At 70.6% G+C, this 24,886-nt stretch carries 20 protein-coding genes and 1 pseudogene; 12 read left to right on the top strand and 9 right to left on the bottom strand.

Annotation, left to right across the window (positions count from 1 at the left end):
- Positions 1 to 57: 57 nt before the first annotated feature.
- The gene (locus ACXVUM_RS05960; RefSeq protein WP_458520917.1) at positions 58 to 1,791 is read left to right on the top strand and encodes a DUF2339 domain-containing protein; all 1,734 of its coding nucleotides are present in this window, start codon (positions 58 to 60) and stop codon (positions 1,789 to 1,791) included.
- A gap of 7 nt (positions 1,792 to 1,798) precedes the next feature.
- Here the strand turns inward: ACXVUM_RS05960 and ACXVUM_RS05955 are convergent, their stop codons facing one another.
- The 3 genes from ACXVUM_RS05955 to trmB form a co-directional block, all read right to left on the bottom strand.
- On the bottom strand, positions 1,799 to 4,819 hold the full coding sequence (locus ACXVUM_RS05955) for an MMPL family transporter (protein ID WP_458520916.1): 3,021 nt from the start codon (positions 4,817 to 4,819) through the stop codon (positions 1,799 to 1,801).
- A gap of 63 nt (positions 4,820 to 4,882) precedes the next feature.
- Entirely contained in the window at positions 4,883 to 5,557 is a 675-nt protein-coding gene (locus ACXVUM_RS05950; protein ID WP_458520915.1) for an NYN domain-containing protein, read from the bottom strand.
- Positions 5,554 to 6,351 carry a tRNA (guanosine(46)-N7)-methyltransferase TrmB gene (trmB, locus tag ACXVUM_RS05945; RefSeq protein ID WP_458520914.1) on the bottom strand — a complete coding sequence of 266 codons (798 nt, stop codon included), beginning with the start codon at positions 6,349 to 6,351 and terminating at the stop codon, positions 5,554 to 5,556. Before trmB ends, ACXVUM_RS05950 begins: the two co-directional genes overlap by 4 nt.
- A 65-nt stretch (positions 6,352 to 6,416) precedes the next feature.
- On the opposite strand from trmB, the gene ACXVUM_RS05940 reads away from it, so the two are divergent.
- The 8 genes from ACXVUM_RS05940 (at position 6,417) to ACXVUM_RS05905 (ending at position 16,433) form a co-directional block, all read left to right on the top strand.
- Positions 6,417 to 7,223, top strand: a complete 807-nt coding sequence (locus ACXVUM_RS05940) for a hypothetical protein (RefSeq protein ID WP_458520913.1) — start codon at positions 6,417 to 6,419, stop codon at positions 7,221 to 7,223.
- The gene (locus ACXVUM_RS05935; RefSeq protein ID WP_458520912.1) at positions 7,220 to 8,509 is read left to right on the top strand and encodes a hypothetical protein; all 1,290 of its coding nucleotides are present in this window, start codon (positions 7,220 to 7,222) and stop codon (positions 8,507 to 8,509) included. The genes ACXVUM_RS05940 and ACXVUM_RS05935 overlap by 4 nt, the downstream gene beginning before the upstream one ends.
- A complete protein-coding gene (locus ACXVUM_RS05930; protein ID WP_458520911.1) occupies positions 8,509 to 8,871 on the top strand; it encodes a DUF6802 family protein in 363 nt (120 codons plus the stop codon). Before ACXVUM_RS05935 ends, ACXVUM_RS05930 begins: the two co-directional genes overlap by 1 nt.
- A 146-nt stretch (positions 8,872 to 9,017) precedes the next feature.
- Complete coding sequence (locus tag ACXVUM_RS05925) at positions 9,018 to 10,841, top strand: phosphoenolpyruvate carboxykinase (GTP) (protein ID WP_458520910.1); 1,824 nt, start codon at positions 9,018 to 9,020, stop codon at positions 10,839 to 10,841.
- 83 nt (positions 10,842 to 10,924) lie between these two features.
- Entirely contained in the window at positions 10,925 to 12,016 is a 1,092-nt protein-coding gene (locus ACXVUM_RS05920; protein ID WP_458520909.1) for an esterase-like activity of phytase family protein, read from the top strand.
- 114 nt (positions 12,017 to 12,130) lie between these two features.
- Entirely contained in the window at positions 12,131 to 12,916 is a 786-nt protein-coding gene (locus tag ACXVUM_RS05915; protein WP_458520908.1) for an ABC transporter ATP-binding protein, read from the top strand.
- Positions 12,917 to 12,930: 14 nt separating this feature from the next.
- Positions 12,931 to 15,459, top strand: coding sequence for an ABC transporter permease (locus ACXVUM_RS05910; RefSeq protein WP_458520907.1), 2,529 nt, complete (start codon positions 12,931 to 12,933; stop codon positions 15,457 to 15,459).
- A gap of 68 nt (positions 15,460 to 15,527) precedes the next feature.
- Entirely contained in the window at positions 15,528 to 16,433 is a 906-nt protein-coding gene (locus ACXVUM_RS05905) for a hypothetical protein (protein WP_458520906.1), read from the top strand.
- Between the two features lie 12 nt (positions 16,434 to 16,445).
- On the opposite strand, the gene ACXVUM_RS05900 is transcribed toward ACXVUM_RS05905, so the two are convergent.
- Complete coding sequence (locus ACXVUM_RS05900; protein WP_458520905.1) at positions 16,446 to 17,294, bottom strand: SDR family oxidoreductase; 849 nt, start codon at positions 17,292 to 17,294, stop codon at positions 16,446 to 16,448.
- A gap of 12 nt (positions 17,295 to 17,306) precedes the next feature.
- A complete protein-coding gene (locus tag ACXVUM_RS05895; RefSeq protein ID WP_458520904.1) occupies positions 17,307 to 18,062 on the bottom strand; it encodes an NAD(P)H-dependent oxidoreductase in 756 nt (251 codons plus the stop codon).
- A 90-nt stretch (positions 18,063 to 18,152) separates the two neighbouring features.
- Between ACXVUM_RS05895 and ACXVUM_RS05890 the strand changes: the two genes are divergently transcribed.
- Positions 18,153 to 18,506, top strand: coding sequence for a winged helix-turn-helix transcriptional regulator (locus tag ACXVUM_RS05890; protein WP_458520903.1), 354 nt, complete (start codon positions 18,153 to 18,155; stop codon positions 18,504 to 18,506).
- Positions 18,507 to 18,556: 50 nt separating this feature from the next.
- On the opposite strand, the gene ACXVUM_RS05885 is transcribed toward ACXVUM_RS05890, so the two are convergent.
- On the bottom strand, positions 18,557 to 20,197 hold the full coding sequence (locus ACXVUM_RS05885) for a DUF222 domain-containing protein (RefSeq protein ID WP_458520902.1): 1,641 nt from the start codon (positions 20,195 to 20,197) through the stop codon (positions 18,557 to 18,559).
- A gap of 77 nt (positions 20,198 to 20,274) precedes the next feature.
- Positions 20,275 to 21,039: a class I SAM-dependent methyltransferase gene (locus ACXVUM_RS05880; RefSeq protein ID WP_458520901.1), complete on the bottom strand. Its 765-nt coding sequence runs from the start codon at positions 21,037 to 21,039 to the stop codon at positions 20,275 to 20,277.
- Positions 21,040 to 21,063: 24 nt separating this feature from the next.
- Between ACXVUM_RS05880 and ACXVUM_RS05875 the strand changes: the two genes are divergently transcribed.
- Positions 21,064 to 22,272, top strand: coding sequence for a glycosyltransferase family 4 protein (locus ACXVUM_RS05875; RefSeq protein ID WP_458520900.1), 1,209 nt, complete (start codon positions 21,064 to 21,066; stop codon positions 22,270 to 22,272).
- Here the strand turns inward: ACXVUM_RS05875 and ACXVUM_RS05870 are convergent.
- Positions 22,209 to 22,679 (bottom strand): annotated as a pseudogene (locus ACXVUM_RS05870) (nuclear transport factor 2 family protein); the annotation flags it as partial. The gene ACXVUM_RS05875 and the pseudogene ACXVUM_RS05870 overlap by 64 nt on opposite strands.
- Positions 22,666 to 24,429, bottom strand: a complete 1,764-nt coding sequence (locus ACXVUM_RS05865; RefSeq protein WP_458520899.1) for a hypothetical protein — start codon at positions 24,427 to 24,429, stop codon at positions 22,666 to 22,668. The pseudogene ACXVUM_RS05870 and the gene ACXVUM_RS05865, both read right to left, overlap by 14 nt.
- A gap of 87 nt (positions 24,430 to 24,516) precedes the next feature.
- On the opposite strand from ACXVUM_RS05865, the gene ACXVUM_RS05860 reads away from it, so the two are divergent.
- Complete coding sequence (locus tag ACXVUM_RS05860; RefSeq protein ID WP_458520898.1) at positions 24,517 to 24,873, top strand: VOC family protein; 357 nt, start codon at positions 24,517 to 24,519, stop codon at positions 24,871 to 24,873.
- Positions 24,874 to 24,886 lie beyond the last annotated feature (13 nt).

Below are 24,886 nucleotides of genomic sequence, written 5' to 3'. Positions count from 1 at the left end.
CCCGGACTGAGTAGTCGCACCCATGCCCGCGACGTCGGCTGCGACGACCATCGGCGCATGACAGCCCCATACCCCCACCCCGCCCACGTCCAGCGGCTCGCACACGAATGCGCACAGCTGGCGTACCGCACGTCGCAGATCGCCGCGGAGCTCGCCGCGCTGCAGGCCGCCGCGGCCCCACCGCCTCCGCCGCCGGTCCCTGTGCCACCGATGCGGCACACCCCGCAGCCACCGCCGCCGCCACAAACGCCGCCGATCGAGCCGCGCCGATCCTGGCTCAGTCGCGCCGCCGACGACGGCCGCCTGGTCGGGGCGGTCCTCGCCGTCGCGGGCGTCGCGGTGACCGTCGTCGGCGTGGGGTTGCTGCTGGTCCTCGCAGCCCAGGCCGGTCTGCTGCGGCCGGAGGTCCGCGTGGCCGCAGGCGTGGTGTTCGCGGTCGTGCTCGCGCTCCTCGCGATACGGTCACGCAGGCACGGTGGCGGCGTCGGTGCGATCGCGTTCGCCGCGACCGGGGTCGCGACGGCCTACCTCGACGTGATCGCCGTGACCAGGATCTACCACTGGTTTCCCGCGATCGCCGGTCTGCTCGTCGCGGCTGCGGTCGGCGGCGCCGGGGTCGCCTGGGCCCGGCGGTGGCGTTCCGAACAGCTCGCGGTGATCGCCGTCGTCCCGCTCGTCGCGGTCGCGCCGCTGGTCACCGGTGGGGTCGATCTCCGTCTGGTCGGGTTCATGCTGGTCCTGGCGGCGGCCTGCGTGGCCGCGGCGCACCGGACACCGTGGTCGGCGCTCCCCGTCGTCGGCGTCGGGGCGGCGTCTCTGTGGACGACCGCTGCCGTCGTGGCGGCGCGGCACGCGGGTGCCGACGTCCCTCTGCTCGCCGCCGCCTGCGCACTGACTGCCGTCGCAGGTCTGGCCGCGGCGTCGTCCTCGGTGCTCCGTCGCGCGGGCGGTACGGACGCCGCGGTCGCGTCGATCCTCGGGTGCGTCCCCGTCCTGATCAGTGGCGTGGCCGTCGATCGACCGCTCGCGGCCGCACTGCTCGGCGCGGTGGCGGTGGTGACCGCCGCGATGGTGGGACTGTCTGCCCGACGGTTCGCGGTGCCGCGACCGGTGCGGACGACGTGGGCCGGGTTGGCGACGATCTCGACCCTCGTCGCCGTCCCGACCGCGGTCGATGCCGCCCTTGCGGTGCCGGCGCTGCTGGCGATCGCCATGATCGTCTCCCTGGCCGGGCGGACCGACCGCGTGATCGCCACCGTCGGCGTCGCTCTCTCGGTGGTCGGTGGCGTCGCCTACCTCGGCTGGTCGGTACCGGTGGATGCGCTGCTCACGCCGGCCGAGCGCTCCGGCTCTCAGGCGGTTGCCGCCGTGGTCGCGAGCGCCCTGGTGATCGCCGCCGCGGGTGCGGTCGGTCTCGGTGCATGGCGTCGCACGGAGGTGTGGGTGGTCGCCGGAGTCGTCGCGCTGTACGGACTCACCGCGACGGTGGTGACCGTCGGTGTCGCCGCGGGCGGGGTCGAGGCCGGCTTCCTCGGCGGTCACATGGTCGCGACGGTCCTGTGGGTGGTCGCATCGGCGGGTGTGCTCGCCGTCGCAGGACGTGTTCCCGCCGGGGCGCGGCGGCGCCTGCCGATCGGCGCGGCGCTGACGCTCGCCGGAGCGGCGGTGGTCAAGCTCGTGACGTTCGACCTCGCGACGTTGGACGGCGCGTTCCGCGTCGGTGCGTTCGTCGCCGCCGGGATCGTGCTGCTCGCGGTCGGCGCACGTCAGGCACGGGCACGCGCGGCGTGAACCGGTGTCAGCCCCGGTCGCCGTCGCGGCCGGCCCGGCGGCGCAGCAGTTCCTGCACGCTGATCTGGCTCTCGCCCTCGCGCTTGTGCCGTCGTCCGCCGTTGTCGACGTCGTCCCGCGGATCCTCGCGCGGGGTCTGACGCGGGGGCGGCGGGGGCGGAGCCGACGGACGACCGTTCGACCCGGAACCGTTCGACCCGGAACCGTTCGACCCGGAACCGTTCGATGCCGGGCCGTTCGATGTTGAGCCGTTCGGCGGTGGCGTGTCGCGGATGGCGCTGTTCAGCCGGATCCCGCTGTCACCGAGGCTCCATCCTCCGGTGTCGGGTCGCGACGAGGAACCAGCTCGGGTGGACTGCCGGCCTGTCGGGCTCGGTCGTGGCCCGGGGGCGGGAGTCCGCTGCGGCCGACCCGGTCCGCGCGGGGCGATGGGTCCGCTGTCCGGCGGCGGCGGGGGACGGCGCATCGAATCATCGTGTGCACGAACGGGTTCGCGGGGCGGGACCGGGCGTGGTGCCGGTCGCGGACCGTCGGGTCGAGCGTCGGGCGGACCCTCCGGCCGCTCACGACGCGGCTCGGGCCGCGGTGCACCGCGACGATCGCCGACCACAGGTCCGACGCGTGCGGGATCCGCCCGGACCGGACCCTCGGGGCCCTGCGGGCGACGGACGGGGCCGCGCACGGGTGGTCGGGCACCGGCCGTCGCGAGCGCGGTGGTCGGGACCTGGGAGACGACGGTGCCGGCGTCGCGCTGGGCGCCGGGGGCGACGACGCGGCCGGGCTCGTCGACGAGGACGGTCTCGCCGAGGCCGATCCGGCGTTGCACGGCCTGCATCCACCGCGGTGCCCACCAGCAGTCGTCGCCGAGGAGCTTCATCACGGCCGGCACCAGGAGCATGCGGATGACGGTGGCGTCGAGGATCAGCGCGGCGATGATGCCGAACGCGATGTACTTCATCATCACGATCTCGGAGAAGCCGAACGCCCCGACGACGACGACGAGGATCGCCGCCGCGGCGGTGATGATGCGCCCGGTGTGGGCGGTACCGCTGCGGATCGCCTCCGTGGTGGTGGCGCCCTGTTGGCGCGCCTCCACCATCCGGGACAACAGGAACACCTCGTAGTCGGTGGACAGCCCGTAGATGATCGCGATGATCAGCACGAGCACCGCCGACATGAGGGGTCCGGGGGTGAAGTTGAACAGGCCGGCGCCGTGGCCGTCGATGAAGATCCAGGTGAGGACACCGAGCGTCGACCCGAGACCCAGCGCGGACATCAGCGCCGCCTTGATGGGCAGCACCACCGAGCCGAACTGCAGGAACATCAGCAGGAACGTCACGACGATGAGCAGCACCGCCATCAGCGGGAGGTCGTCGAGCAGGGTGTCGATGGAGTCCTGCGTCAACGCCGGGGTCCCCGCGACGTACATCGTGAGGCCCTGGGTGTCGATGCCGCGCAACGCCTTCACCGCGTCGGCGGTGATGTCACGGTTCACCAGACCCGCCGACATCTGCACCACACCGGTGGACGTGCCGTCGATGGTCCCGGTGAGCGCGCCCTGGCTGGAGTCGAGGCTGAACTGTTTGGTGAAGCCGGGGATCTTGTTGGCCTCGTCGGCGATCTCCTGCAGCTTCGCGCCGTCCGACGGGTTGTTCTCGTCGTACCGGATGACGAGCTTGACCTCTTCGGTGCGCTGCGTCGGGAAGATCCGGTCGAAGTCCTCCTGTGCCGTGCGGAACGAGTTGTCCGGCGGCAGGTACTTCTCGGTGATGCCGCCGAAGGAGATGTTGCTGAACGGGACGATGAGCACCAGCAGGAGCAGCACTGTGGGGATCGCGGTCTTCAGCGGGTGACGCATCACCCAGCCGGCCAGGCGACCCCACGGCCCGTTCTCGATCTCCTTCTTCGGCTTGGTCCGTCGCAGGAACTTGAAGCCGAGCGCGTCGATGCGTGTGCCGAGGATCGACAGGATCGCCGGCAACACCGTGATGGACAGCAACGCGGCGAGTCCGACGGCGCAGATGGCGCCGTAGGCGACGGACTTGAGGAAGCCCTGCGGGTAGATCAGCACGCAGGCGAGGGCGGCGATGATGATCGTCGCCGAGAACACGACCGTCTGACCGGCCGTCATCACCGTGCGTTTCACCGCCAGCGGAGGTGGATAGCCCTCGGCCAGTTCTTCTCGGAAGCGGCTGACGATGAACAGTCCGTAGTCGATCGCGATGCCCAGCCCGATGAGCGAGATGACCGGTTGGGCGAAGAAGTTGACCTGCGTCGTCGAGGCGAGCGCGTTGAGGATGCCGGTGGCGCCGGCGATGGTGAGGCCGCCGATGATGACCGGCAGCACCGCGGCGACGACACCGCCGAAGATGAAGAACAGCATCAGCGCGACGAGCGGCAGCGCCACCAGTTCGGCCCGGGACGTGTCCTTCGCGACGCCGTCGGAGATGGCGTTGGCGATCGGCTGCAGTCCGGCGACCTGGAATGTGGTGCCCTGCAGGTCGAAGCGACCGGATATGTCGTCGAACGCCGGTTCGATCTTCTTGTAGTTGTTCAGGACCGTCGTGTCGTCGTCGCCCTTGACGCCGATCGAGATGAACGCGTGTTGCTTCGACGCGTCGAACGTCTGCGCCCGGATCTGGCTCTGGGCCGCCTGCCCGGCGGCGCCGACCGCCGGCGCGAAGGGATCGATGATGCCGGGATCGTCGCGGTTGACGATCGTCGGGTAGGTGCTGACCAGGCTGTCGACGAACTTCTCGACCTTCGCCCCGAACTGGGGGTTGTCGACGGTCGTGCCCGCGGGCGGGGTGATCAGCAGGACGATGTCGGACTTGTGGTCACGCCCGAACGTGGAGTCGGCGAGTTGCGACCCCTTCACCGACTGCGAGCCGTCGTCGAAGAACCCGCTCTGGCTGAGGTTCTTGCCGAGTCCCAGGCCGTAGATCCCCAGTCCGCCCATCACCACGATGAGCACGGCGATGACGGCGAAGCGCATCCGGTACACGAATGTGCCTATGGCTCCGAACACCGCTCACGTCCTCTCATCCCGGTCGGGCATGATCGCACCGATTGTCGCACCGGTGCGCTGTGCCTACTGCTGACGTCCGCTGAGCAGTGCCGACAGCGGACGGAACGGTGCCAGCCAGGCGCCGTCGTCCGGCAGCGAATCGAGATTGATCCGCGGCAGCGGCTCACGGAAGACCCCCGCGATGTCCTCCAGGTCCACGAAGGAGATCACCTCGGAGGTGACCGCCCAACTCGCGTGTTCCCGGAACCCCAGCACCGTCACCGGCACGCCCTCGGCGGCGACGTCCTCGATCAGCGTACGGAAGGCCTGCCCGTCTGCCGAGGCGACGTAGAGCCCCGCGAGCCCGACGGTGTGCCTGCGGAGCTCGATGTGGTCGAGCATGTCGGAATCGACGTCGGAGTCCTCGGTGAGCTTGGGCTTCGCGAAGACGGCGAACCCGACGTTGCGCAGCGCCTCGACCCAGGGGCGCACGACCTCCGCGGTCCCCGGGGCGATGTTGGTGAACACCGTGGCCTCGGGTTCGACCTCGGACTCGTCGTCGCCGAGGGTGCGGGAGATCTCCGTCGTCTCGGCGAGGAGCCAGCGCCCGAGGGCGTCGAAGCGGGGCCGGTGGGCGGCGGTGGGGCGGCCGCCCAGGATCGAACCGAGCCCCATGTCGAGGTTCGGGGCGTCCCAGACCAACAGCACCCGTCGGGCGGTGCTGGTGCCGGAGATGGTCTGCGCGACGTTCCCGCTCACGAGTCGTTCCTCTCGTCGGTGCGCGGGACCCGCGCGAGCACGAACTCGGTGACCGGACGGCCCTCGCGGTCGGCTCGTCCCTCGAACTTCGTGGTCGGACGGTCCAGTGAGAACGGCGCCTCACCGGTGAGCGGGACGAACACGTCCTGGTCGGCGAGGACCTCGGCGATCCACTCGGCGTAGTCGGCGTGGTCGGTCGCGATGTGCAGGACACCGTCGTCGGCGAGGGCACGGGCGAGGAGATCGACGGTGCCCGCCTGGATCAGCCGGCGCTTGTGGTGGCGGGCCTTCGGCCACGGGTCCGGGAAGAAGATGCGCACGCCGGTGAGGCTCGCGGGGGTCACCATCTCGCGGAGGACCACGACGGCGTCACCGCGGACGATCCGGATGTTGTCGATGTCGCCACGGGCGATCAGCCCGACCAGCTGCGCGAGACCGGGCTTGTAGACCTCGACGGCGAGGACGTCGAACTCCGGTTCGGCGGCGGCCATGGCCGCGGTCGCCGTCCCGGTGCCGCACCCGATCTCCATGATCAGCGGGGCCTCGCGGCCGAACCATGCCCGCAGGTCGAGCGGTCCGGCGGCGGTGTCCGCGGACTCGCCGACCGTGGCGTCGCGACCGATGATCGGCCACACTGTCTCCCAGTTCTGCTGCTGGGCCGGGGTCAGCGTCCCGCGACGCGACCGGAAGCTCGTGACCCGGGGGTACAGGCGCGCGCGGGCCTCGTGATCGGGGAGCGCGTCGGTACCAGCGGTGCGCGTCGAGCCGGTCTCGGGGGTGTCCACGGGAGCCATCGTGTCAGTCCCGGGCGTCCGGACACACCTCGCGGAGCGTGTCGGCTGGTCGGAGAGGGGAGTCGGTGGACCCGGTGCTGGTCTCGACGATCGAGGAGATCCTCCGTCGTCACCCTGACGAGCCCCTGGCCGGGCGGGCCCGACGGGTCCTCGAGGGGCCGGTCCGCGTGGCCGTCCGCGGCCGGCCCGGCGCAGGTCGGGACACCCTCGCCCGTGCGCTGCGCGACCGGCTGGGTGTCGCGCCGATCGTTCCCGGCGACGATCTCGACGACGCCGACGTCTGGTGCCACGCGCTCGTCGGGTGGCCGCGCTCGGAGGATCTCGCCGCGCTGCGTCGACTCCCCGCCGACCGGACGGTGGTGGTCCTGACCAAGGCCGACACGCTCGGCGATCCCGACGCCGCCCGCGATCGCGCACAGGAGTGCGCGGCGGTGCTGGGCACGCCGGTCCACCCGGTCAGCGCCGTCCTGGGCTGCGTGGACCTGTCCGCCGACGAGGTCACCTTCCTGCAGGCGATGGCCGACGCCGACGAGCCCGTCCCGTCGATGGCGGCGACTTTCGTCTCCGGGGACGGCGAGGAACGACGCCTGCGGACCGGGCTGCTGCGCCGCGTCGACCAGTACGGGCTGCTCGTCGCCGTCGACGAACTCGCGCTCGCCCGTGACGACGGTCGGCGGTTGGATGCAGCCGCTCTGAACCGGCTGCTCGCGCAGGAGAGTGGTGTGGCCGCGCTGCGGCCCGTGGTGGAGGCGATGCGCCCGGCCGTCGAGCGTCACCGCCGGCAGGTGGCGCTCGGACTGCTCGACCGCATCGCCGCGTCGGGCACCGAACGCGACATGGTCGAGGCGACGCTGGCGCGGGTGTCGTCGTGACCGCCGTGATCGTCACCGGGGTCCCGCGGTCGGGCGGACGCACCCTGGCCGAGGCGCTCACCGTGGTGGATCCCGGTCTGTCCGTCGTCGCCGCGCCGCCGGACGCGGTCGCGGGGCGTCGAGCGACGGTGGGGTTGCTGGTGGTGGAGCCGTCCGCGCTGTGCGGGGACGACGACGTCGCGGCGCTCGCCGCCCTGCGTGCCGCGATCGGTCACGTCGCGATCGTGGTCACGAAGGTGGACGCGTTCTGGGACTGGCCGACGGTCGCGCGCTCGTCGCGCACGGTGCTCGACCCGACCGAGGATCTCCCCGTCTTCGCGGTGTCCGCCGTGGCCGCCCTCGCCGGCGCCGTCGACGAGTCCGGGGTCGACGGCCTCGCCGGGTGGATCGCCGAGTGCGCGGCGGCGGGGCCCGTGATGCCGCGACCGACGTCACCGCGACCGATCCGGTCCCGGGCGCAGGAACTGGCCGAGCTGCGGTCCCGACGGGCGCGGGTCGTCCGTGGGCGGGACCGCGGACGCACCGACCGCCTCGCCGCCGTGCGCAGCGGGCTCGGCCGGGTACGCACCGCGGCGTCGACGGAGACGGCGGCGGGGTTGCGGGACATCACGGTCGAATCCGACCGCGCCGTCGCCCACCTGCGCGCCCGCGACATCCCCGAGCACCGTCGGTGGCTCGCCGAGCGGGTCGCCCACCTGCAGGCGGCGGTGATGACCTCCGTCGACGACGATCTGGAGCGGCTGCGAGCCGCCGTCCTGCTCGGGGTGGAACCGTTCCGCCCGGAGCCGGGTGCGGCCGCGTCGCCGGTGGTGCTGCGCGACGCCCCACCCCCCGGTGCGCCGACCGAGGAGGTCGTGGGCGCACTGCTCGGTGCCGCCTCGGGGTTCGCGGTCGCCCGGTTCCTCGTCGAGCCGTTCGTGGAGGTGGAGGTCGTGCGGCAGATCAGCACACCACTGGCACTCGTCGTCGGTCTCGCCATCGGCCTGGTCATCACCTCGGTGCGGCGGCGCGCCGCCCTGCGCGGCCGGGTGCGGTCGGCGACGGCGGCGTCCCTGGCCGAGGCGCGGTCGGTGATCGACCAGGACGTGGCGGTCCGGGTCGCGGACGCGGAGACGGTGATGAGCGGACGCATCCTGCGGCACGCCGAGCGACGGGCGATCGACGCCGCCCGGGAGGTGGCCGGGATCGACGAGCGGATGCGCGATCTCGCCGGCGGTGGAACCGATCGGCGTCGCGGTGCGTCCAACCCAGTGGAGACCCCTGCACCGCGATCGGAGAGGACCTGATGGACGTCCACACACATCTCGACGGTCTCGGACACCCCGACGACCCGTCCGGCGACGGCGACGCGGTGATCGAGCCCGCCGCGCACGTCGCGCCCGCACCCGACCCGCACGACCACCTGTGGATCGCCGACGGCGACCGGATCTGGGACCTCGGGCCGGCCGAGACCGACACCGACGCCGACGGTGTCGCCGACACACTGACGCGGATGGGCCCCGACGGCATGACCGTCTACACCGACACCGATCACGACGGCCAGGTCGACGCGATCACCGAGGTGCACGGCGACGGTGCCGTCGAGACGCATCGCCTCGACGGTCACACCGGCCACTGGGTCCGCACCGACGTCGGACGCCTCGACTGAACGCCCGAGCGTGCGATCGGTCACCCGTGTGGATCGGACCCCCACCCCTCCAGTAACCTCGACAAACAGACACTGCGGCGTGTCGGTGGGCGGGGCCACCCGTCCGTCGGCGCCCTGCTTGCCCGACGGCTACCAGGAGTAGACGAATGACCTCGGCGACCATCCCAGGACTCGATCCCGACAGTGCACCCACGAAGCACGCGGAGCTGTTGCGGTGGGTGGCCGAGGTCGCCGAGCTCACCCAGCCCGATCGCGTCGTCTGGTCCGACGGCGGTGACGAGGAGTGGGATCGCCTCACCGCCGATCTGCAGGCCGCCGGCACCATCACGAAGCTGAACGAGGAGAAGAAGCCCAACTCGTTCCTCGCCCACTCCGATCCCGCCGACGTCGCGCGGGTGGAGTCGCGGACCTTCATCTGTTCCCACCGCGAGGAGGACGCGGGCCCCACGAACAACTGGGTCGATCCCGCCGAGATGCGCGCGACGATGACCGATCTGTACCGCGGGTGCATGCGCGGTCGGACGATGTTCGTCATCCCGTTCTGCATGGGACCTCTCGGCGACGAGGACCCGAAGCTGGGTGTGGAGATCACCGACTCCGAGTACGTCGTGCTGTCGATGCGCGTGATGACGCGGGTCGGCCCGAAGGTGCTCGAGGCCCTCGGCGAGGACCGGTTCTTCGTGAAGGCCCTGCACTCGTTGGGTGCGCCGCTCGCCGACGGCCAGGCCGACGTGCCGTGGCCGTGCAACTCGACGAAGTACATCACCCACTTCCCCGAGGAGCGCGAGATCTGGTCCTTCGGGTCCGGGTACGGCGGCAACGCGCTGCTGGGCAAGAAGTGCTACTCGCTGCGTATCGCGTCGGCCATGGCCCACGACGAGGGCTGGCTCGCCGAGCACATGCTGATCCTCAAGCTGATCAGCCCCGAGGACAAGGCGTACTACATCGCCGCGGCGTTCCCGAGCGCCTGCGGCAAGACGAACCTCGCGATGATCCAGCCGACCGTTCCGGGCTGGCGCGCCGAGACCCTCGGCGACGACATCGCGTGGATGCGCTTCGGCAAGGACGGCCGCCTGTACGCGGTGAACCCGGAGTTCGGGTTCTTCGGCGTGGCGCCGGGGACCAACTGGTCGTCGAACCCGAACGCGATGCGGACCGTCGAGGCGGGCAACACCATCTACACCAACGTCGCGAAGACCGACGACGGCGACGTGTGGTGGGAGGGGCTCGAGGGCGAGCACGACCACCTGATCGACTGGCGTGGCCAGGACTGGACGCCGGACTCCGACGGGCCGGCCGCGCACCCGAACTCGCGGTACTGCACGCCGATGAGCCAGTGCCCGATCATGGCGCCCGAGTGGGATGACCCGCAGGGTGTCCCGATCTCGGCCATCCTGTTCGGCGGTCGTCGGAAGACGACGGTGCCGCTGGTCACCGAGGCGCGCGACTGGCAGCACGGCGTGTTCATGGGCGCCACGGTGGGCTCGGAACAGACCGCCGCCGCGGAGGGCACGGTCGGCACCGTGCGTCGCGACCCGATGGCGATGCTGCCGTTCCTGGGCTACCACGTCGGTGACTACCTGCAGCACTGGATCGACATCGGCAAGAACGCCGACGAGTCGAAGCTGCCGAAGGTGTTCTACGTCAACTGGTTCCGTCGCGGTGACGACAAGCGCTTCCTGTGGCCCGGATTCGGTGAGAACAGCCGCGTGCTCAAGTGGATCGTCGAGCGCATCGAGGGGACCGCGTCGGGCGCGGAGACCCCGATCGGCGTCGTCGCGACACCCGACGCCCTCGACCTCGACGGCCTCGACGTGGATGTCGACGACGTCGCGGAGTCGCTCACGGTGGACGTGGACGAGTGGCGCGAGGAGATCCCGTCGATCGAGGAGTGGTTCTCGTTCGTGGGGGACAAGCTCCCCAGCGGTATCGCCGACGAGTTCGCCGCCCTGAAGCAGCGGCTGGGCTGAGATACCGAGCGGGTGTCGACGACGTCACGTTTGACACCGTTCGCGTCGCCCCGTCGATCCTGCATTCGGTAGCATCAGCCGCCATGGACTTGCGCCGCGTCGGCACACCCCTGCTCCGGGTCGGATCCCTACTCACGGCGGTGACCGCGTCGCTCGCCATCGGCGCCACGGCCGCACAGGCCGCTCCCGCCGCGCCCGCGGGTCCCGCGGCGCGCTACGTCTCGACGATGACCGTGCCCGACGGGTTCATCCCGACGCCGGTGCGCTGGGGTGGCATCTCCGGTCTGGACAACATCGGGGGCGGCAACTACGTCGGCGTCAGCGACGACCCGGGCCGTTTCGGGCCCGCCCGCTACTTCCAGTTCCGCCTGCCGATGGCGGGCAACGGCATGTTCACCTCGCCGACGCCGGTCCTCACCGGTGGCGGCACCGTGCTGGCACCCAACCAGCTGCCCCTGCTCCCGGGTCAGATGGACATGGAGGGCATCCGCAAGCTCGGGGGCGACTACGTCATCAGCAGTGAGGGTGCGCGCCCGTGGATCCGGGTGGTCACCCCGCTCGGGATCTACGTCCGCGACCTCCGCATCCCGTCGGCCTACATGCCGGGCCCGGGTAGGGGCATGGGCACCAACAGCGGTTTCGAGGGACTCGCCGTCACCCCCGGCGGCACCGTCGCCGCGATGACCGAGACCGCACTGCGCCAGGACGGTGGCGCACCGACCACGAAGTCGGGCACGTCGTCGCGCCTCGCGATCTTCGGGCCCCGCGGCACCAGCGAGTACGTCTACCGGACCGATCCGCTCGCCAAGGGCGCCTCCAGCAAGGCCACCAAGGGTGTGTCGGAGATCCTCGCGGTGAACAACACCGACTTCTACGTCCTCGAGCGCGGCTACGACCCGGCCACCAACCGCAACGACGTGAAGGTCTACCTCGCGACCACGCGCGGTGCGACGCAGGTGGGTGGCAAGTACAAGCTCTCCGGCACGGAGACGGTGATGCGCAAGCGGCTCATCTTCGACTTCGCGATGCTGCCGCTGCTGCGGTCGGACAACGTGGAGGGGATGGCGTACGGGCCGCGGCTGGCCGACGGCCGTCGGACCCTGATCCTCGTCAGCGACGACAACTTCGCGACGCCGCGGCAGCACACCAAGTTCCACGTCCTCGCGCTGAGCTGATCCGGGGTCGGTGTCACCGACGCAGGTCAGGGACAATTCTCAGGGTGTGCCCGGATGCCGTGACTACGGTGTCGGGCGACGATGTCCGTCATGCCCTCCAGAGAGCGAGTCCCCATGAGCACCGACGACACCCCACGCCACGCTGCGCCGACAGCGACCGTCGCGGCGCGTGCCGACGACGTACGCAAGGTGTACGGCAGCGGTGACACCACCGTCGAGGCATTGAAAGGCGTCTCGGTGTCGTTCGCGGCCGGGGAGTTCACCGCCATCATGGGGCCGTCCGGGTCCGGCAAGTCGACGCTCATGCACTGCCTCGCCGGCCTCGACTCGGTGTCCGGTGGGTCGGTCACCATCGGTGACACCGATCTCACGACGCTCGACGACAAGGCGATGACGCGCTTGCGGCGCGATCGCATCGGGTTCGTCTTCCAGTCCTACAACCTGGTGCCGACGCTCACGGCGCGGGAGAACATCACCCTCCCGCTCGACATCGCCGGGCGCACACCGGATCAGGAGTGGTTCGACACCGTCACCGAGCGGCTCGGGATCACCGCCCGCCTCGACCACCGGCCCAGCGAGCTCTCGGGTGGTCAGCAGCAGCGTGTGGCGTGCGCCCGGGCGCTCGTGGGCAGGCCGCAGATCATCTTCGGTGACGAGCCGACCGGCAACCTCGACTCGCGCTCGTCGGCAGAGGTCATGGGGATCCTGCGCGCCGCTGTCGACGAGTTCGGGCAGACCGTCGTCATCGTCACCCACGATCCGCGGGCCGCGAGCTGGGCCGATCGCGTCGTGTTCCTCGCCGATGGACGGATCGTGGAGGAGCTGCGGTCGCCGTCGGCCGACGACGTCTACGCGTACCTGCGTGACCTCGACGATCCCGCCCGTCAGGCCAAGCCCTGATGGCCGGTTCGGCGATGCGGCGGGTCTCTCTGCGAAACCTGGCCGCGCACAAGGTCCGTCTCGTCCTCACCGTGCTGTCGGTGGTGTTGGGCACGTCGTTCGTCGCGGGCTCGCTCATCTTCACGGCGACGATCTCGTCCGCGTTCGACAAGATCTTCGACGGTGTCGCCCTCGGCGTCGACACCAGGGTGAGCCCCGAGGAGACCCAGGCCAACGGCATCCCGAACTCCGTGGTCGACACACTCACCGCGGACGAGGGGAAGCTGGGCATCGCGAAGCTGGTGCCGCGGTACTCGGCGCCGGTGACCATCGCGAAGGCCGACGGCACCGCACTGCAGTCCGGCGGGGCACCCAGCGTCGGTACCGCGTTCCTGCCCAGCTCGGAGTCGTTGTCGCCCACCGACAGCAAGCTCGAGCCCGGCGGCCGCGCCCCTGAGGGCACCGGCGAGATCGCTCTGAACGCATCGGCGGCGAAGAAGGCAGGCCTCTCCGTCGGGTCGACGACGAAGCTGGTGGTGAGCCGCGGTTCCGGTGCGCCGCTGACCGTGAAGGTCGTCGGCATCCTCGACCTGCCGCAGGACACCGGCGGCTACGTCAACGTGCAGATGCAGCAGTCGGTGGCGCGGGACCTGTTCTCCGACGGGTCACCCGCCTACGTCGAAGCCTCAGCCGTGCAGGGTGTCTCGGCGACCGAGCTCACGAAGCGGATCTCTTCCGTCGTCGGGTCGGGCTACTCGGTGCAGACCGGTGATCAGGTCCGGCAGCAGGAGAAGGACCGGGTCAACAAGTTCCTCGACGTCTTCAACTACATCCTGCTCGGGTTCGCCGCGATCGGGCTCGTCGTCGGGACGTTCATCATCTACAACACCTTCTCGATGATCATCGCGCAGCGGGTCCGAGAGTTGGCGCTGCTGCGGGCGATCGGTGCGGCCAGGGGACAGATCACACGCTCGGTCCTGTTGGAGGCGTTCGTCGTCGGAGTGTTCGGCGGTGTGGTGGGCCTCGGGATCGGGATCGGTCTCGCGGCGCTGCTGCGCGCGATCACGTCGTCGAACTCGGGTCTGCCGTCGGCGTCGCTGGCGATCACCCCGACGGCCGTGATCGCCTGTATGGCGGTCGGGATCGTCGTCACGATGGTCAGTGCCTACGCCCCGGCGCGCCGTGCCGCGCAGGTGTCGCCGGTGGAGGCGATGCGGGAGAGCCAGACCGACGGGGCGCTGTCGTTGCGGCGGCGCACCCTGACCGGTGCCGTGCTCGCCGTCGTCGGCGTCGTGCTCATCGGGGTCGGCACCTCGGGTCAGGGCGCGAAGTGGGCCGCCACGGTGGGAGTCGGGGCGTTCGTGATGATCCTGGCGGTGGTGTTCGCTGCGCCCGCACTCTCGCGTCCGGCGGTCGGCCTGCTCGGTCGGGTCCTGGGACGGCCGTTCGGGAAGATCGGGGTGTTGGCGCGCACCAACGCCGTTCGCAACCCACGGCGCACGGCGGCCACCGCGTTCGCGCTGACGCTGGGCCTGATCCTCGTCGCGGTCGTCGGGACGTTCGGGTCCAGCCTGAAGGGGTCGATCGACGACACGATCGACAAGAACCTCAGCGCGGACCTGGTTCTGACGACGTCCGATCAGGGGTCGCTGCCGACATCGGTGGTCAGCGCGGCGATCGACTCGCCCGATGTGGCGACGGCGGTCTCGTTCCGGATCGTCGCCGCGAAGGTCGATGGTGATGCCGTGCAGGGGATCTCCCCGGCCGGTGACCTCGCTGCGGTGACGCCGTACCGCATGGTGCAGGGCTCGGCGGGGATCCCCTCGGACGGGATGATCGTGTCGCAGAAGACGAGTGATTCGAAGGGCTGGAAGGTGGGCGACACCGTCACGTTCACCGGGTACGACGGGACCGTCGTGCCGGTGCGGGTGAGTGGTGTGTTCGCCGACAACCAGGTGCTCGACCCGTGGCAGATGGGAACGGGCGCATACGAGAAGCTGGTGCCGGCCTCGTTCCGATCCGACCGGCTGATCCTGGTGACGGCGAAGGACGGCGTCTCGGTGGACAAGTTGCGCGCCGACCTGACCGCTGCCACGAAGGACTTCCTCACCGTCCAGGTGGAGGACCGGACCGAGTTCGCCGGTCAGGCGTCGTCGCAGATCGATCAGATGCTCGCGGTGCTCTACGCGATGCTCGGCCTGGCGTTGGTGATCGCGGTGCTCGGCATCGTCAACACGCTGGCGCTGTCGGTGATCGAGCGCAAACGCGAGATCGGCATGTTGCGGGCGATCGGCATGGCGAGGGCGCAGGTCCGGCGCACGATCTACATCGAGTCCGTGCTCATCGCGATCTTCGGCGCGGTCCTCGGCGTGATCCTGGGCAGTGGGTTCGGCGTGGCGGTGGTCCGGACGTTCAAGGATCTCGGGATCACGCGGCCGGTGCTGCCGTATTCGCTGATCGGGATCACCCTGGTCGGGGCGGCTGTCGTCGGGGTGGTCGCAGCCCTGTGGCCGGCCGTGAGGGCGGCCCGGACCAACCCGCTCGAGGCGATCTCGGAGGTCTGACGCCGTGGTTCCGGCACACTGGGAGGCGCCTTGAGCGTCGAGGCGTTCCACCGCGCAGGAGGCCGGCGATGACCGATCGACCCGACGACGAGGGCCAATGGAGGCCGGTGGATCCCCCGACGGAGGCCGCCGGGCCCTATCAGCCGAACCCGTATCCGCAGGGTGGGCCGTACCCGCAGGGCAACCCGCCCACCCGTGCGTTCGATCCGTACGCACAGCCGGGCCAGGAGTACGGCGGGGAGCAGTACGGGGGCGACCAATACGGGGGCCAGCAGTACGGCGGCCAGCAGTACGGGGGTGAGCAGTACTGGGGTGAGCAGTATGGCGGTGATCCCTACGCAACGCAGGGTCCTGTCTACGGCGGACCCGCGTACGGCACCACGCAGCAGTTCGGCGGTGGGCCGGGGTATCCGCCACCGCCCGGCTACGGGCCGGGGTACGGGCAGCCGGCGCCGGCGGGCGGTCCGCCGCCACCGGACGGTGGGGACAACTCGTCGCGCACCCTGTGGTTGATCGCTGCGGTCGTGGCGTTGGTCCTGGTGGTTGCGTTGGTGGCGGGCTATTTCCTCATCAGTCGCTCCGACAGCGGGGACGACACCGCCGCGGCGGCGTCGTCGAGCACCTCGGCTGTCCCGTCGCCTGACGACCTCTTCCCGACGTTCGACAATCCGGCGCCGCCCGGGGCGGGCGGGTCCGGACCCAGTGCGTCGGCTGCGCCGGGGCAGGTGCTCTACGCGCTCAGCGGCAACGGGCAGGTGTTGGGCGCCACCTATGCCGCCGGTCGGACGCTGAAGGTGTCACCCACCCTCATCACGCCGCCGTGGTCGGTCGCCGTTGACGTCGACTCCACCCCGTCGTTGACCGCGGTGGTGCTCAGCGGATCGGTCACGTGCACCATCTCGCGTGACGGGAAGGTGCTGACCACCTCGACCTCGTCGACGGGCCTGCTCCGCTGCTCCGCTCCCGCGGGCTGAGTCGCAGCCGGCTCAGCGCCTGTTCTGCCGCTGCCAGGCGAGCATGCGGGCCAGGTAGCGCGGCACCGAGCGAAGCCGTGGTGGGCGCGGCCAGTCGCGCGCCCGGAACCAGGCATCGGTGCCGCCGTCGATGACCACCACGCTGCCGATCATCGTGTCCGCCGCCGGCGAGAGCATGAGCAGTACCCACTCCGCGACCTCGGACGGTTTCCCGTAGCGCCGGATCGGGACGGGGAAGCGGCGAACGTGCCCACCGGTGGCGCTGTCGAGTTGGCCCTGCAACAGCGGCGTCTCGACCGCGCCGGGGCAGATGACGTTCAGGCAGACGCCCGTGCCCGCCCAGTCCTGAGTGGTCGCGCGGCCGCGAGCCCAGTGCGTCACCGCCACCTTGGATGCTGCGTAGGTGGTGACCGGGGCGAGCGGTGGGATCCGACGCAGGATGCGCACCGCGCCGGCGATGTCACCTGCCGCGAGTCGTCGGGTGGCGCGCGCAGAGACGAACGGGGTGGTGGTGCTCGAGTTCGATCCGAAGACGACCGCCTTGCCGCGGGTGACCTGCAGGGCGGGGAGCCACGCGGTGAGCAGGTCGGTCACACCGAGGACGTTCACCTGCGCCAGCGTGTCGATCTGGCCGGGCGTCGGGCCCATCCCGGCTGCCATCACCGCGCCGTCGAGTCGGTGGTCGGCGAGCTCGAGCACCTCGCGCGATGCAGCCGCCCGCCCGTTCGGTGTGGACAGGTCCGCGACGACATCGCTGTCCGCTCGGTCGACCCCGACGACCCGATGCCCGTCGGCCCTGAGCCGCTCCGCCACCGCCGCGCCCATTCCCGACGCGCTCCCGGTCACCGCATAGACACCCATGGTCTGGAAACGCTACGCCCGCAGGTGGGCCCGCAGTCCAGTTGTCGCCGCCGCCACGTGGTCGTGCAACACATGGTCCGGTCCGTAGTCGCCGCCGCGAAGACTTCGGAACGGGAGGGGTGTCTCGCGATCTGCGGCAAGAAGGCGGTCTGTCAGCCGTGCGACCTCGTTCTCCATCCGTGAGTCGGTGACGGTGCTCGTGTCGGCGATGAGATGTGTTCGCAACGGGGCCATCCCGGTGTAATGGGCAGTGCCGTGGAGGAGAGGCCAGAGGATGTCATCGATGTCGCCGCTGATCCCTCGGTCGCGCAGCGCCGACTCGCGGTCGCCTGCGGTCACGACGGGGAGGAGGCGACGTCCACTCAGGTTCCCGTCACCGTACTTCCGCACATGGCCGGCGTCGTCGCGGATCCCGAAGGCGAACCCGTTCGTGTAGACGCGGTCGAACCAGCCTTTGAGAATGGCCGGCATCCCGTACCACCAGAGCGGGAACTGCACGATGATCAGGTCAGCTCGGAGTAGACGCGCTTGCTGGTCTGTCACGTCGTCGAGCAGCGAACCATTGATCGTCGCCGCGCGCTGGCGTTCGGACAGCGTGTTTCCGGGTGCATCCGCGATGTCGCGCATGGCGAGCACGGGATCCCACCCGATCGCGTGGAGATCGTCGAGGTCGATGGCCCAGCTGCGGTCGGTCAGTCGATCGATGACCGCGTCGCGCAACGTCGCGTTGAACGAGGGCGTCACCGGATGCGCGTAAAGCCAGAGCACGCGAGGTCTTTCTGTCATGAGACAACAGTGAAGTGCAGTGCTTATGGCGACAAGTACTGACATTCTCGTGACATACAGACAATTTTGTAAGTGACGAGGTGGACGGTGCGTAGAGCAGTCGAATCAGCCATTGAGGTGTGTCCCGTCGAGGTGGCTGTTGCAGTCTTGGGCGGGTCGTGGAAGCTCACGGTGGTCAAGCATCTGCTGGAGGGGGCGGTTCGCTTCGGTGCGCTGGGGCGAGCTGTCGGTCCCGTGAATCCTCGCGTTCTGACCCGGCAACTGCGGGAGCTCGAGTCAGACGGGATCGTCCGACGCGAGGTGTTCGCTGAGGTTCCGCCGCGCGTCGAGTACTCGCTGACCGAGCTCGGTGAAACCCTTCGTCCGGCCGTTGCGTGGCTGGATGAGTGGGGAGCTCGGTACGCGGCGGACGGCGTAGAGCGGTAACCGCTTACACGCCTGTTTGTCGACAGCTGAATCGCTGGCGAGCCCGCAACTCAGAACGGTGGTGGGTTGGCTTCCTCGTCGCGTTCGATGGCGCGGAGGTGTGCGGCTCGGTCGCGGTGGCGTTTGTGGGCGAGTGTGGTTCTGGCGGGGTGGTTCTCGGGTTGGCCGGGTGGTCCGAGGGCGGGGAAGATGTCGAGGGCGGTGTAGGCGTTGCCCAGGAACATGTGTCCGGTGGGGGACTGGAAGAACGCTTCGCCGAGGGGCCCTTGGTAGTCGCGCCACGCGCGGTTGAAGGTTTTTGTGCGGTGGTGGAACCGGCACAGCGGTTTGAGGTTGTCGCGGCTGGTCCGCCCACCTCGTTCGGGATTGGTGTGGTCGAAGGGGGTGGTGTGGTCGAGGTCGATGTTCCAGGCGGGTGCGGAGCATCCGGGGAAGGTGCAGCAGATCTCCGAGGCGCGGATCAGCGCGGCGAGCTTCTTCGACGGCACGTAGGTTGCTGTGGCTGCGGCTGCGGCTGCGGCGGTGCGGGTGGGGTCGTCGCGGTGGAGGAAGTCGCGTTCGGCGTCGGCGAGTAGGGCGCGCATGGTGTCGGCGTCGATGATGCCGCGTCCGTCGAGGTAGCCGGGCTGATCGTCCAATCCGAGCAGGGTCGTCAGGTTCACCACGATGTGGAAATACGGCCGCGCCGCACCCACCGGCGGGGCGATCGGCTGCGCGGCCGCGGGCTCGACGGGTTCGGGCGCGTCGGTCGGGGGCGCGGGATCCACCTCGGCGTCGACATCCAGACCGGTGGTCATGTCCGGATCAGCGGCGGCTTGGTCGGAAACGGTGCAGGTCTCGCACCCGCAGACGAGGTGATCGGCGCCGGCGGCCAGGGCGATGAGTGCGTCGGCGCGGCGTTGGGCTCGGGTGCGGGGATCACCGGAGTGCAGGGCGTCGGCCATGGCAGAGAGGCGGGTGTCGATGGTGGTGGCGTCGATCATCGGTAGCGACGCCGAGACCCGCGAGGCGCCGGGCTGGAACCGGTCGGGCCGGATGGTGACGTCCCGGTCGGCGGCGGCCCGCTCCTTACGACGGATCAGCGCGTCGGGGTCGATGGTGGCGACGAGGTGATCGACCATCGCGACCAGGCGTGCCCGTGACACCGGTGGCCGGTCGAACAGGGCTTGCGCGATGTGGGTGTCGAGGATCTTGATCAGGTCTGGGTCGACCACCAGTTTGGTGCGGGCGCAGATGAGCAGGAACCCGGCGAGATCGATGCGTCCGACGGCGAGGGCGTGGCCGGTGAACACCAGGCGGTAGCGGGCGACGTCCCCGGCGGTGATGACCTCCCGTGCTTTCGATGCCGGGATGTTGAGTACGGCTCCGACCTCGGCGACGGCACGCTCCATGCCGTCGGGCCCGAACTCCGCCCGGGGATCGCGCCCGGCGAGGTGATCCATCCCTGCCGCCAGCAGGTCGTCGACCGACTCGCGCTGCCCGGAGTCGTGGGCGGCGACCTCGACCAGGTAGTCCTCACAGCGGGCGTCGTGGATCAACGACGCCGCAGACAGCAACCGGTAGTCCGCGGAGGCGGTGATCGACCGACAATGCGCCAACACCTCCACCAACTCCTCAGCGGAGAGTCGTTCGTCGGCGGCCAGCGACGCCACGACACCCGAGGTGTCGAAGGTGGTGGCCGTCTCGCTCATGACATCGAACATACATTCGACCACCGACAGAAACGAGGGGTCCCGGCGAGCCTGTGGACAACTCGACGAATCCCGGGTCAGTGTCCCGTCCGGAACACCAGGACAAGGTTGCTGCCCAGCACTTCTCGCAGCACGGGGACGCGCATCACCCACCACAGCCAGGACGGGAGGTAGCGCGGGAAGGCCCCGACGAGAGTCGCCGTCGACGGTGGTACCGACCGGGCCCACCGGAGCCCGTCGGCGGCGGTGACGCGAAACAGGCTGGTGCCGAACAGGTTCTTCGGCGGATGGCCGTGTCGTCTCGTGTACATGCGAGCCGCGCGGTGCCCTCCGAGATAGTGCGTGAGACCCATCTCGTGTCCACCGAACGGTCCGTACCAGAGCGTGTAGCTGACCACCGTCGTGCCACCGGGCCGCGTGACCCGCAGCATCTCGGCGCACATGCGCCACGGGTCGGAGACGTGTTCGACGACGTTCGAGGAGAACACGACGTCGAACGAGCCGTCGGCGAACGGCAGCGCCATCCCCGAGGCGCGCACCGTCGCGCGGTGCTCCAGGCCCGCGGCGTGCAGCTCCGCGGGGTCCGGTTCGGCTGACACGTATCGGGCACCGCGCGCGGCGAACCCGTCGGCGAAGTACCCCGGCCCGCCCCCGACGTCGAGCACACCTGCACCCGCCAACCCGTCGGGGTGGAGGTCATCGATGAGCTCGACAGAGTCTCGGGCGAGCGCCGAGTAGAACCTGTCGGGGTCGGGCTGTTCGTACCGGAAATCGTTCAGCAACCCGGCCGCGCGGCGGAGCGTCGCCCGGCGGGCGAGTCGCTCGAGTCCCGGGGCAACCACACGCCACACCCTAGAGTGGTCGGCGTGCTGCCCGACCCCACCGTCCGCGACGTGCTGCTGCTCTGCTGGCGCGACACCGGACATCCGCAGGGCGGCGGTAGCGAGCGTTACCTCGAACGCGTCGGGACCGAGCTCGCGGAGCGGGGGGTCCGTGTCACCCTCCGCACCGCCGGGTATCCCGGAGCCGCCCGCGACGAGGTGCGCCAGGGCATCCGCATCTCCCGCGGTGGGGGGCGTCTCACGGTGTATCCGCGCGCCCTCGCAGCGATCGCGGCCGGGCGTCTCGGCGTCGGGCCGCTCGCCGGGATCCGACCCGACGTCGTCGTCGACACACAGAACGGCATCCCCTTCTTCGCGAAGGCCGTCAGCCGATCACCTGTCGTCGTGCTCGTCCACCACTGCCACAAGGCGCAGTGGCCTGTCGCCGGTCGTCTGCTCGGGGCGATCGGTTGGTTCGTCGAGTCCTGGCTCTCGCCCCGCGTCCACCGCAGCCATCAGTACCTGACGGTCTCCACCCCGTCCGCCGACGACCTCCTGCTCCTCGGCGTCGATCGCGACCGTGTCGCCGTCGTGCGCGCCGGCGCCGACGATGTCCCCGCCGACACCCGCGCCCACTCCACGTCGTCGGGCAACAGACTGTGCGTGCTGTCGCGTCTCGTCCCGCACAAGCAGATCGAGGACGCCCTGGCCGCGGTCGCCCGCATTCGCCACGACATCCCCGACGTGCACCTCGACATCGTCGGCGACGGCTGGTGGGCGCCTCGGCTGCGCGCGGTGGCCACAGACCTCGGCGTCGGTGACCACGTCACCTTCCACGGCCACGTCGACGAGACCACCAAGCACCGACTGCTCTCGCAGGCACAGGTCCACCTCATGCCGTCGCGCACCGAGGGGTGGGGCCTCGCGGTCATCGAGGCCGCCCAACACGGCGTCCCGACCATCGGATACCGCTCGTCGCGCGGCCTCACCGACTCGATCGTCGACGGCGTCACCGGCCTCCTCGTCGACACCCCCGACGACCTCGCCGACGCCGCCCGCGGCCTCCTCGTCGACCCCGACCGCCGTGTCGCACTCGGCGCGGCCGGTCGCGACCGCGTCGCCGACTACTCCTGGTCCGCGACCGCCGACGCGGTGCTGTCGGTGCTCGACGCCGCCGCGTCCGGTAGGAGGATTGCCGGACCGGTCGAGAGGGAGAAGCTGGGCACGTCGGCCAGCGACAGCGTCGCCTCGTAGGTGCGCTGGTAGCCGGTCCGACAGATCCGCCACCCGTCGGACGTGCGGCGATAGGTGTCGTCGTAGAACGCCGCGCCGAACAGCATGAAGTTCATGCTCGCCGCGATCACCCGATCCTGCAGGTACCACCGACCGGTCGCGGTGTCGCCGTCGACGTCGATCTCGGGGTGCCCGGCGTGGTGTTCGGTGACGATCGCGTCCGTCCCCAGCGACGACCGCATGAAGTCGACGAGGGTGTCCCGGTCGGCGAACTCGAGCGACGCCCCGTAGGTCCCGGTGACGTCCGGGGTGAGGGTGTCGGCGAACTCGTCCCACCGTTTGGTGTCCAGGGTCCGCAGGTATCGGTACTTCAGCCGCGTGATGGCGGCGACATCGTCTGCAGGGGTGGGGGCGTCAGCGTCGGGCACCCCGCCATTGGATCAGTCGACGCCCCGTGGCCGCGGCGATTCCGGCGACGATCGTCGCCGCCCACAGCAGGTGAGCCGTCCACATCACCCCGCGCTGCACGCCGCTCGCACGGACCACCGCGGGCTCGGGGACGCGCAGGAGCGTCAGGTCGCGACCGTCGTGGACGCACTCCAAGCCGCGCACCGGAGGTCTGTTCGCGCAGGTACCCACCGGGTCCTGCTCGATCTGCGCGCCCGCCACCGCAGGTTCGTACTGGCGCTCGACGAGGACCCACCCGACGCCGAGTCGGGACAGTTCTGTCGCCATCCCGCCGTCGACGAGGATGCGATCGGCACGTGCGGCCCGTGACCGTGGATCCGGCGCGTCGACCGTGCGGCCGTCGACGATCAGCGACCCACCCGCGAGCACCGGTACCCGCAGGATGCGGGACGCAGGGTCGAGGGACACCTGCGATCCGGTGAACGCGAACCGGCGGTTGGAACCGGTCGGGACGGTCACGACGTCGCCGGAACCGGCGGGGATCTCGTCGGCGACGGCACGCCACTCGGCCGGGTAGTCGACGGTGCGCACCGACCCGCCGACACCCCAGGCGAGATCGGGGAGGGGTGCCACGACGAGCACGACCGCGAACGTGGTCGCCGCCCCCCGCGGAACCCACCGGCCGATGAACTGCACGGCCGCGGCCGCGGCGACCGCGTACAGCGGGATCGCCAGCGCGACGAACTTCGACGTGTCCCGCAGCAACCCGGCGCCGGGGACGGTGTCGACGATCCCGCTCAGCACCGATCGCCCCGGGCCCGTCGCGGCGGCGGCACACAGGATCAGCGCGGCGACCGCGGTCACCGACAGCTCGGTCAGCAGGGGGATCCGGCGTCGACGACGCAAGAGAACCGGTGTCCCGACCGCGACCACCGCGAGCAGGCATGCGGTCGCGATGCCCGCCCAGCCGATCTGCCGGCTGTCCGGGACCGCGTCGGCGTTCCAGATCCCGCCCAGCCCGGCGAGCGACAGCAGCGTCCCGAGACCCGGTTCGGCCCGGGACGCGAACACGTCGACAGCGGCGCCGTCGGAGGTGGCGGGTGCCGACGTGAGCAGCGACGCGGCCAGCCACGGGAGGTTCGCGAGCACCAGGATCGGCACCGTCGCCACCGCCGGCCGTGGATGCCGATGCAGCACCGACGGCACGACGATCACCGCCACCGCGACGATCGCAGCCAGCAGTCCGCCCGTCGGGGTGATCGCAGCGAGTGCGCACCACGCGGCCAGTCGCACCCACGACGACGCACCACCGATCGTGCGGCAGTCGAGGCCGGCGAGCGCGACCCAGCACAGCGCACCGAGACCCAGCAGAAGACTCCACTGACCCTGCAGCAGCCGTTCGGCGACGAACGGGTTCCAGACCGCGACGGCGACCGCGGCCACCGCGCCGGGGGTCCCGGCAGCGGGCAGGAGGCGCTGTGCGAGCCGCCCGGCGCCGGCTCCGGCCAGGACGAGCGCGAGCGTCGTCAGCGCGACCACGACGAGCCCGCCGTCGACGACGTGGGAGAGCACCGCAATCGCCCAGTCCTGCGGGACCGCCCGGGCGGGCAGGTCGCCGAGCCCGAGCGCGCTGTCGGTGACGTGGCTGCGTGGGGTCGACACCGCATCGCGGTAGAGCAGGTACCCGCCCGACCACAACGGCGCGACGATCAGCGCGGACAGGACCCCGGACGCCGCCCATATCGCCACGCCGGCGCCCCTGCGGCCCATGGTCGCGAAGCGTAACGGTCGCCACCGGCCCCGATCGCGAGTCATCATCTCCGTGTGTTCCGGGGACTCCATCACGCTCAATTGGCCATGCCTCGGGGGCGTGAGGCCGAGGCACGGGCCTTCTACGCCGACGTCCTCGGGATGACGGAGGTGCAGAAGCCGCCCGCACTCGCGGCGCGCGGCGGAGCGTGGTTCCGTTCCGACGGGCTGGAGTTGCACCTCGGGGTCGAGGACGACTTCCGCCCTGCGCGCAAGGCGCACCCAGGAATCCTTGCGGACGACCTGGGACGACTCGCCGACGCGATCGCGTCACGAGGTGGCCGGGTCGACTGGGACGACGCTTTCCCGGGGTATCGCCGTTTCTACTCCGAGGACCCGTTCGGGAATCGCGTGGAGTTCCTCGAGCCGGCTCCGCCGGAACCACGGGGCGGTGCGGACCTCTGACACACTCGCTCGC

The organism is Williamsia sp. SKLECPSW1 (assembly GCF_054332755.1).
The sequence above is the reverse complement of the archived record's forward strand: the minus strand, read 5'-3'. Positions and strand labels throughout refer to the sequence as shown.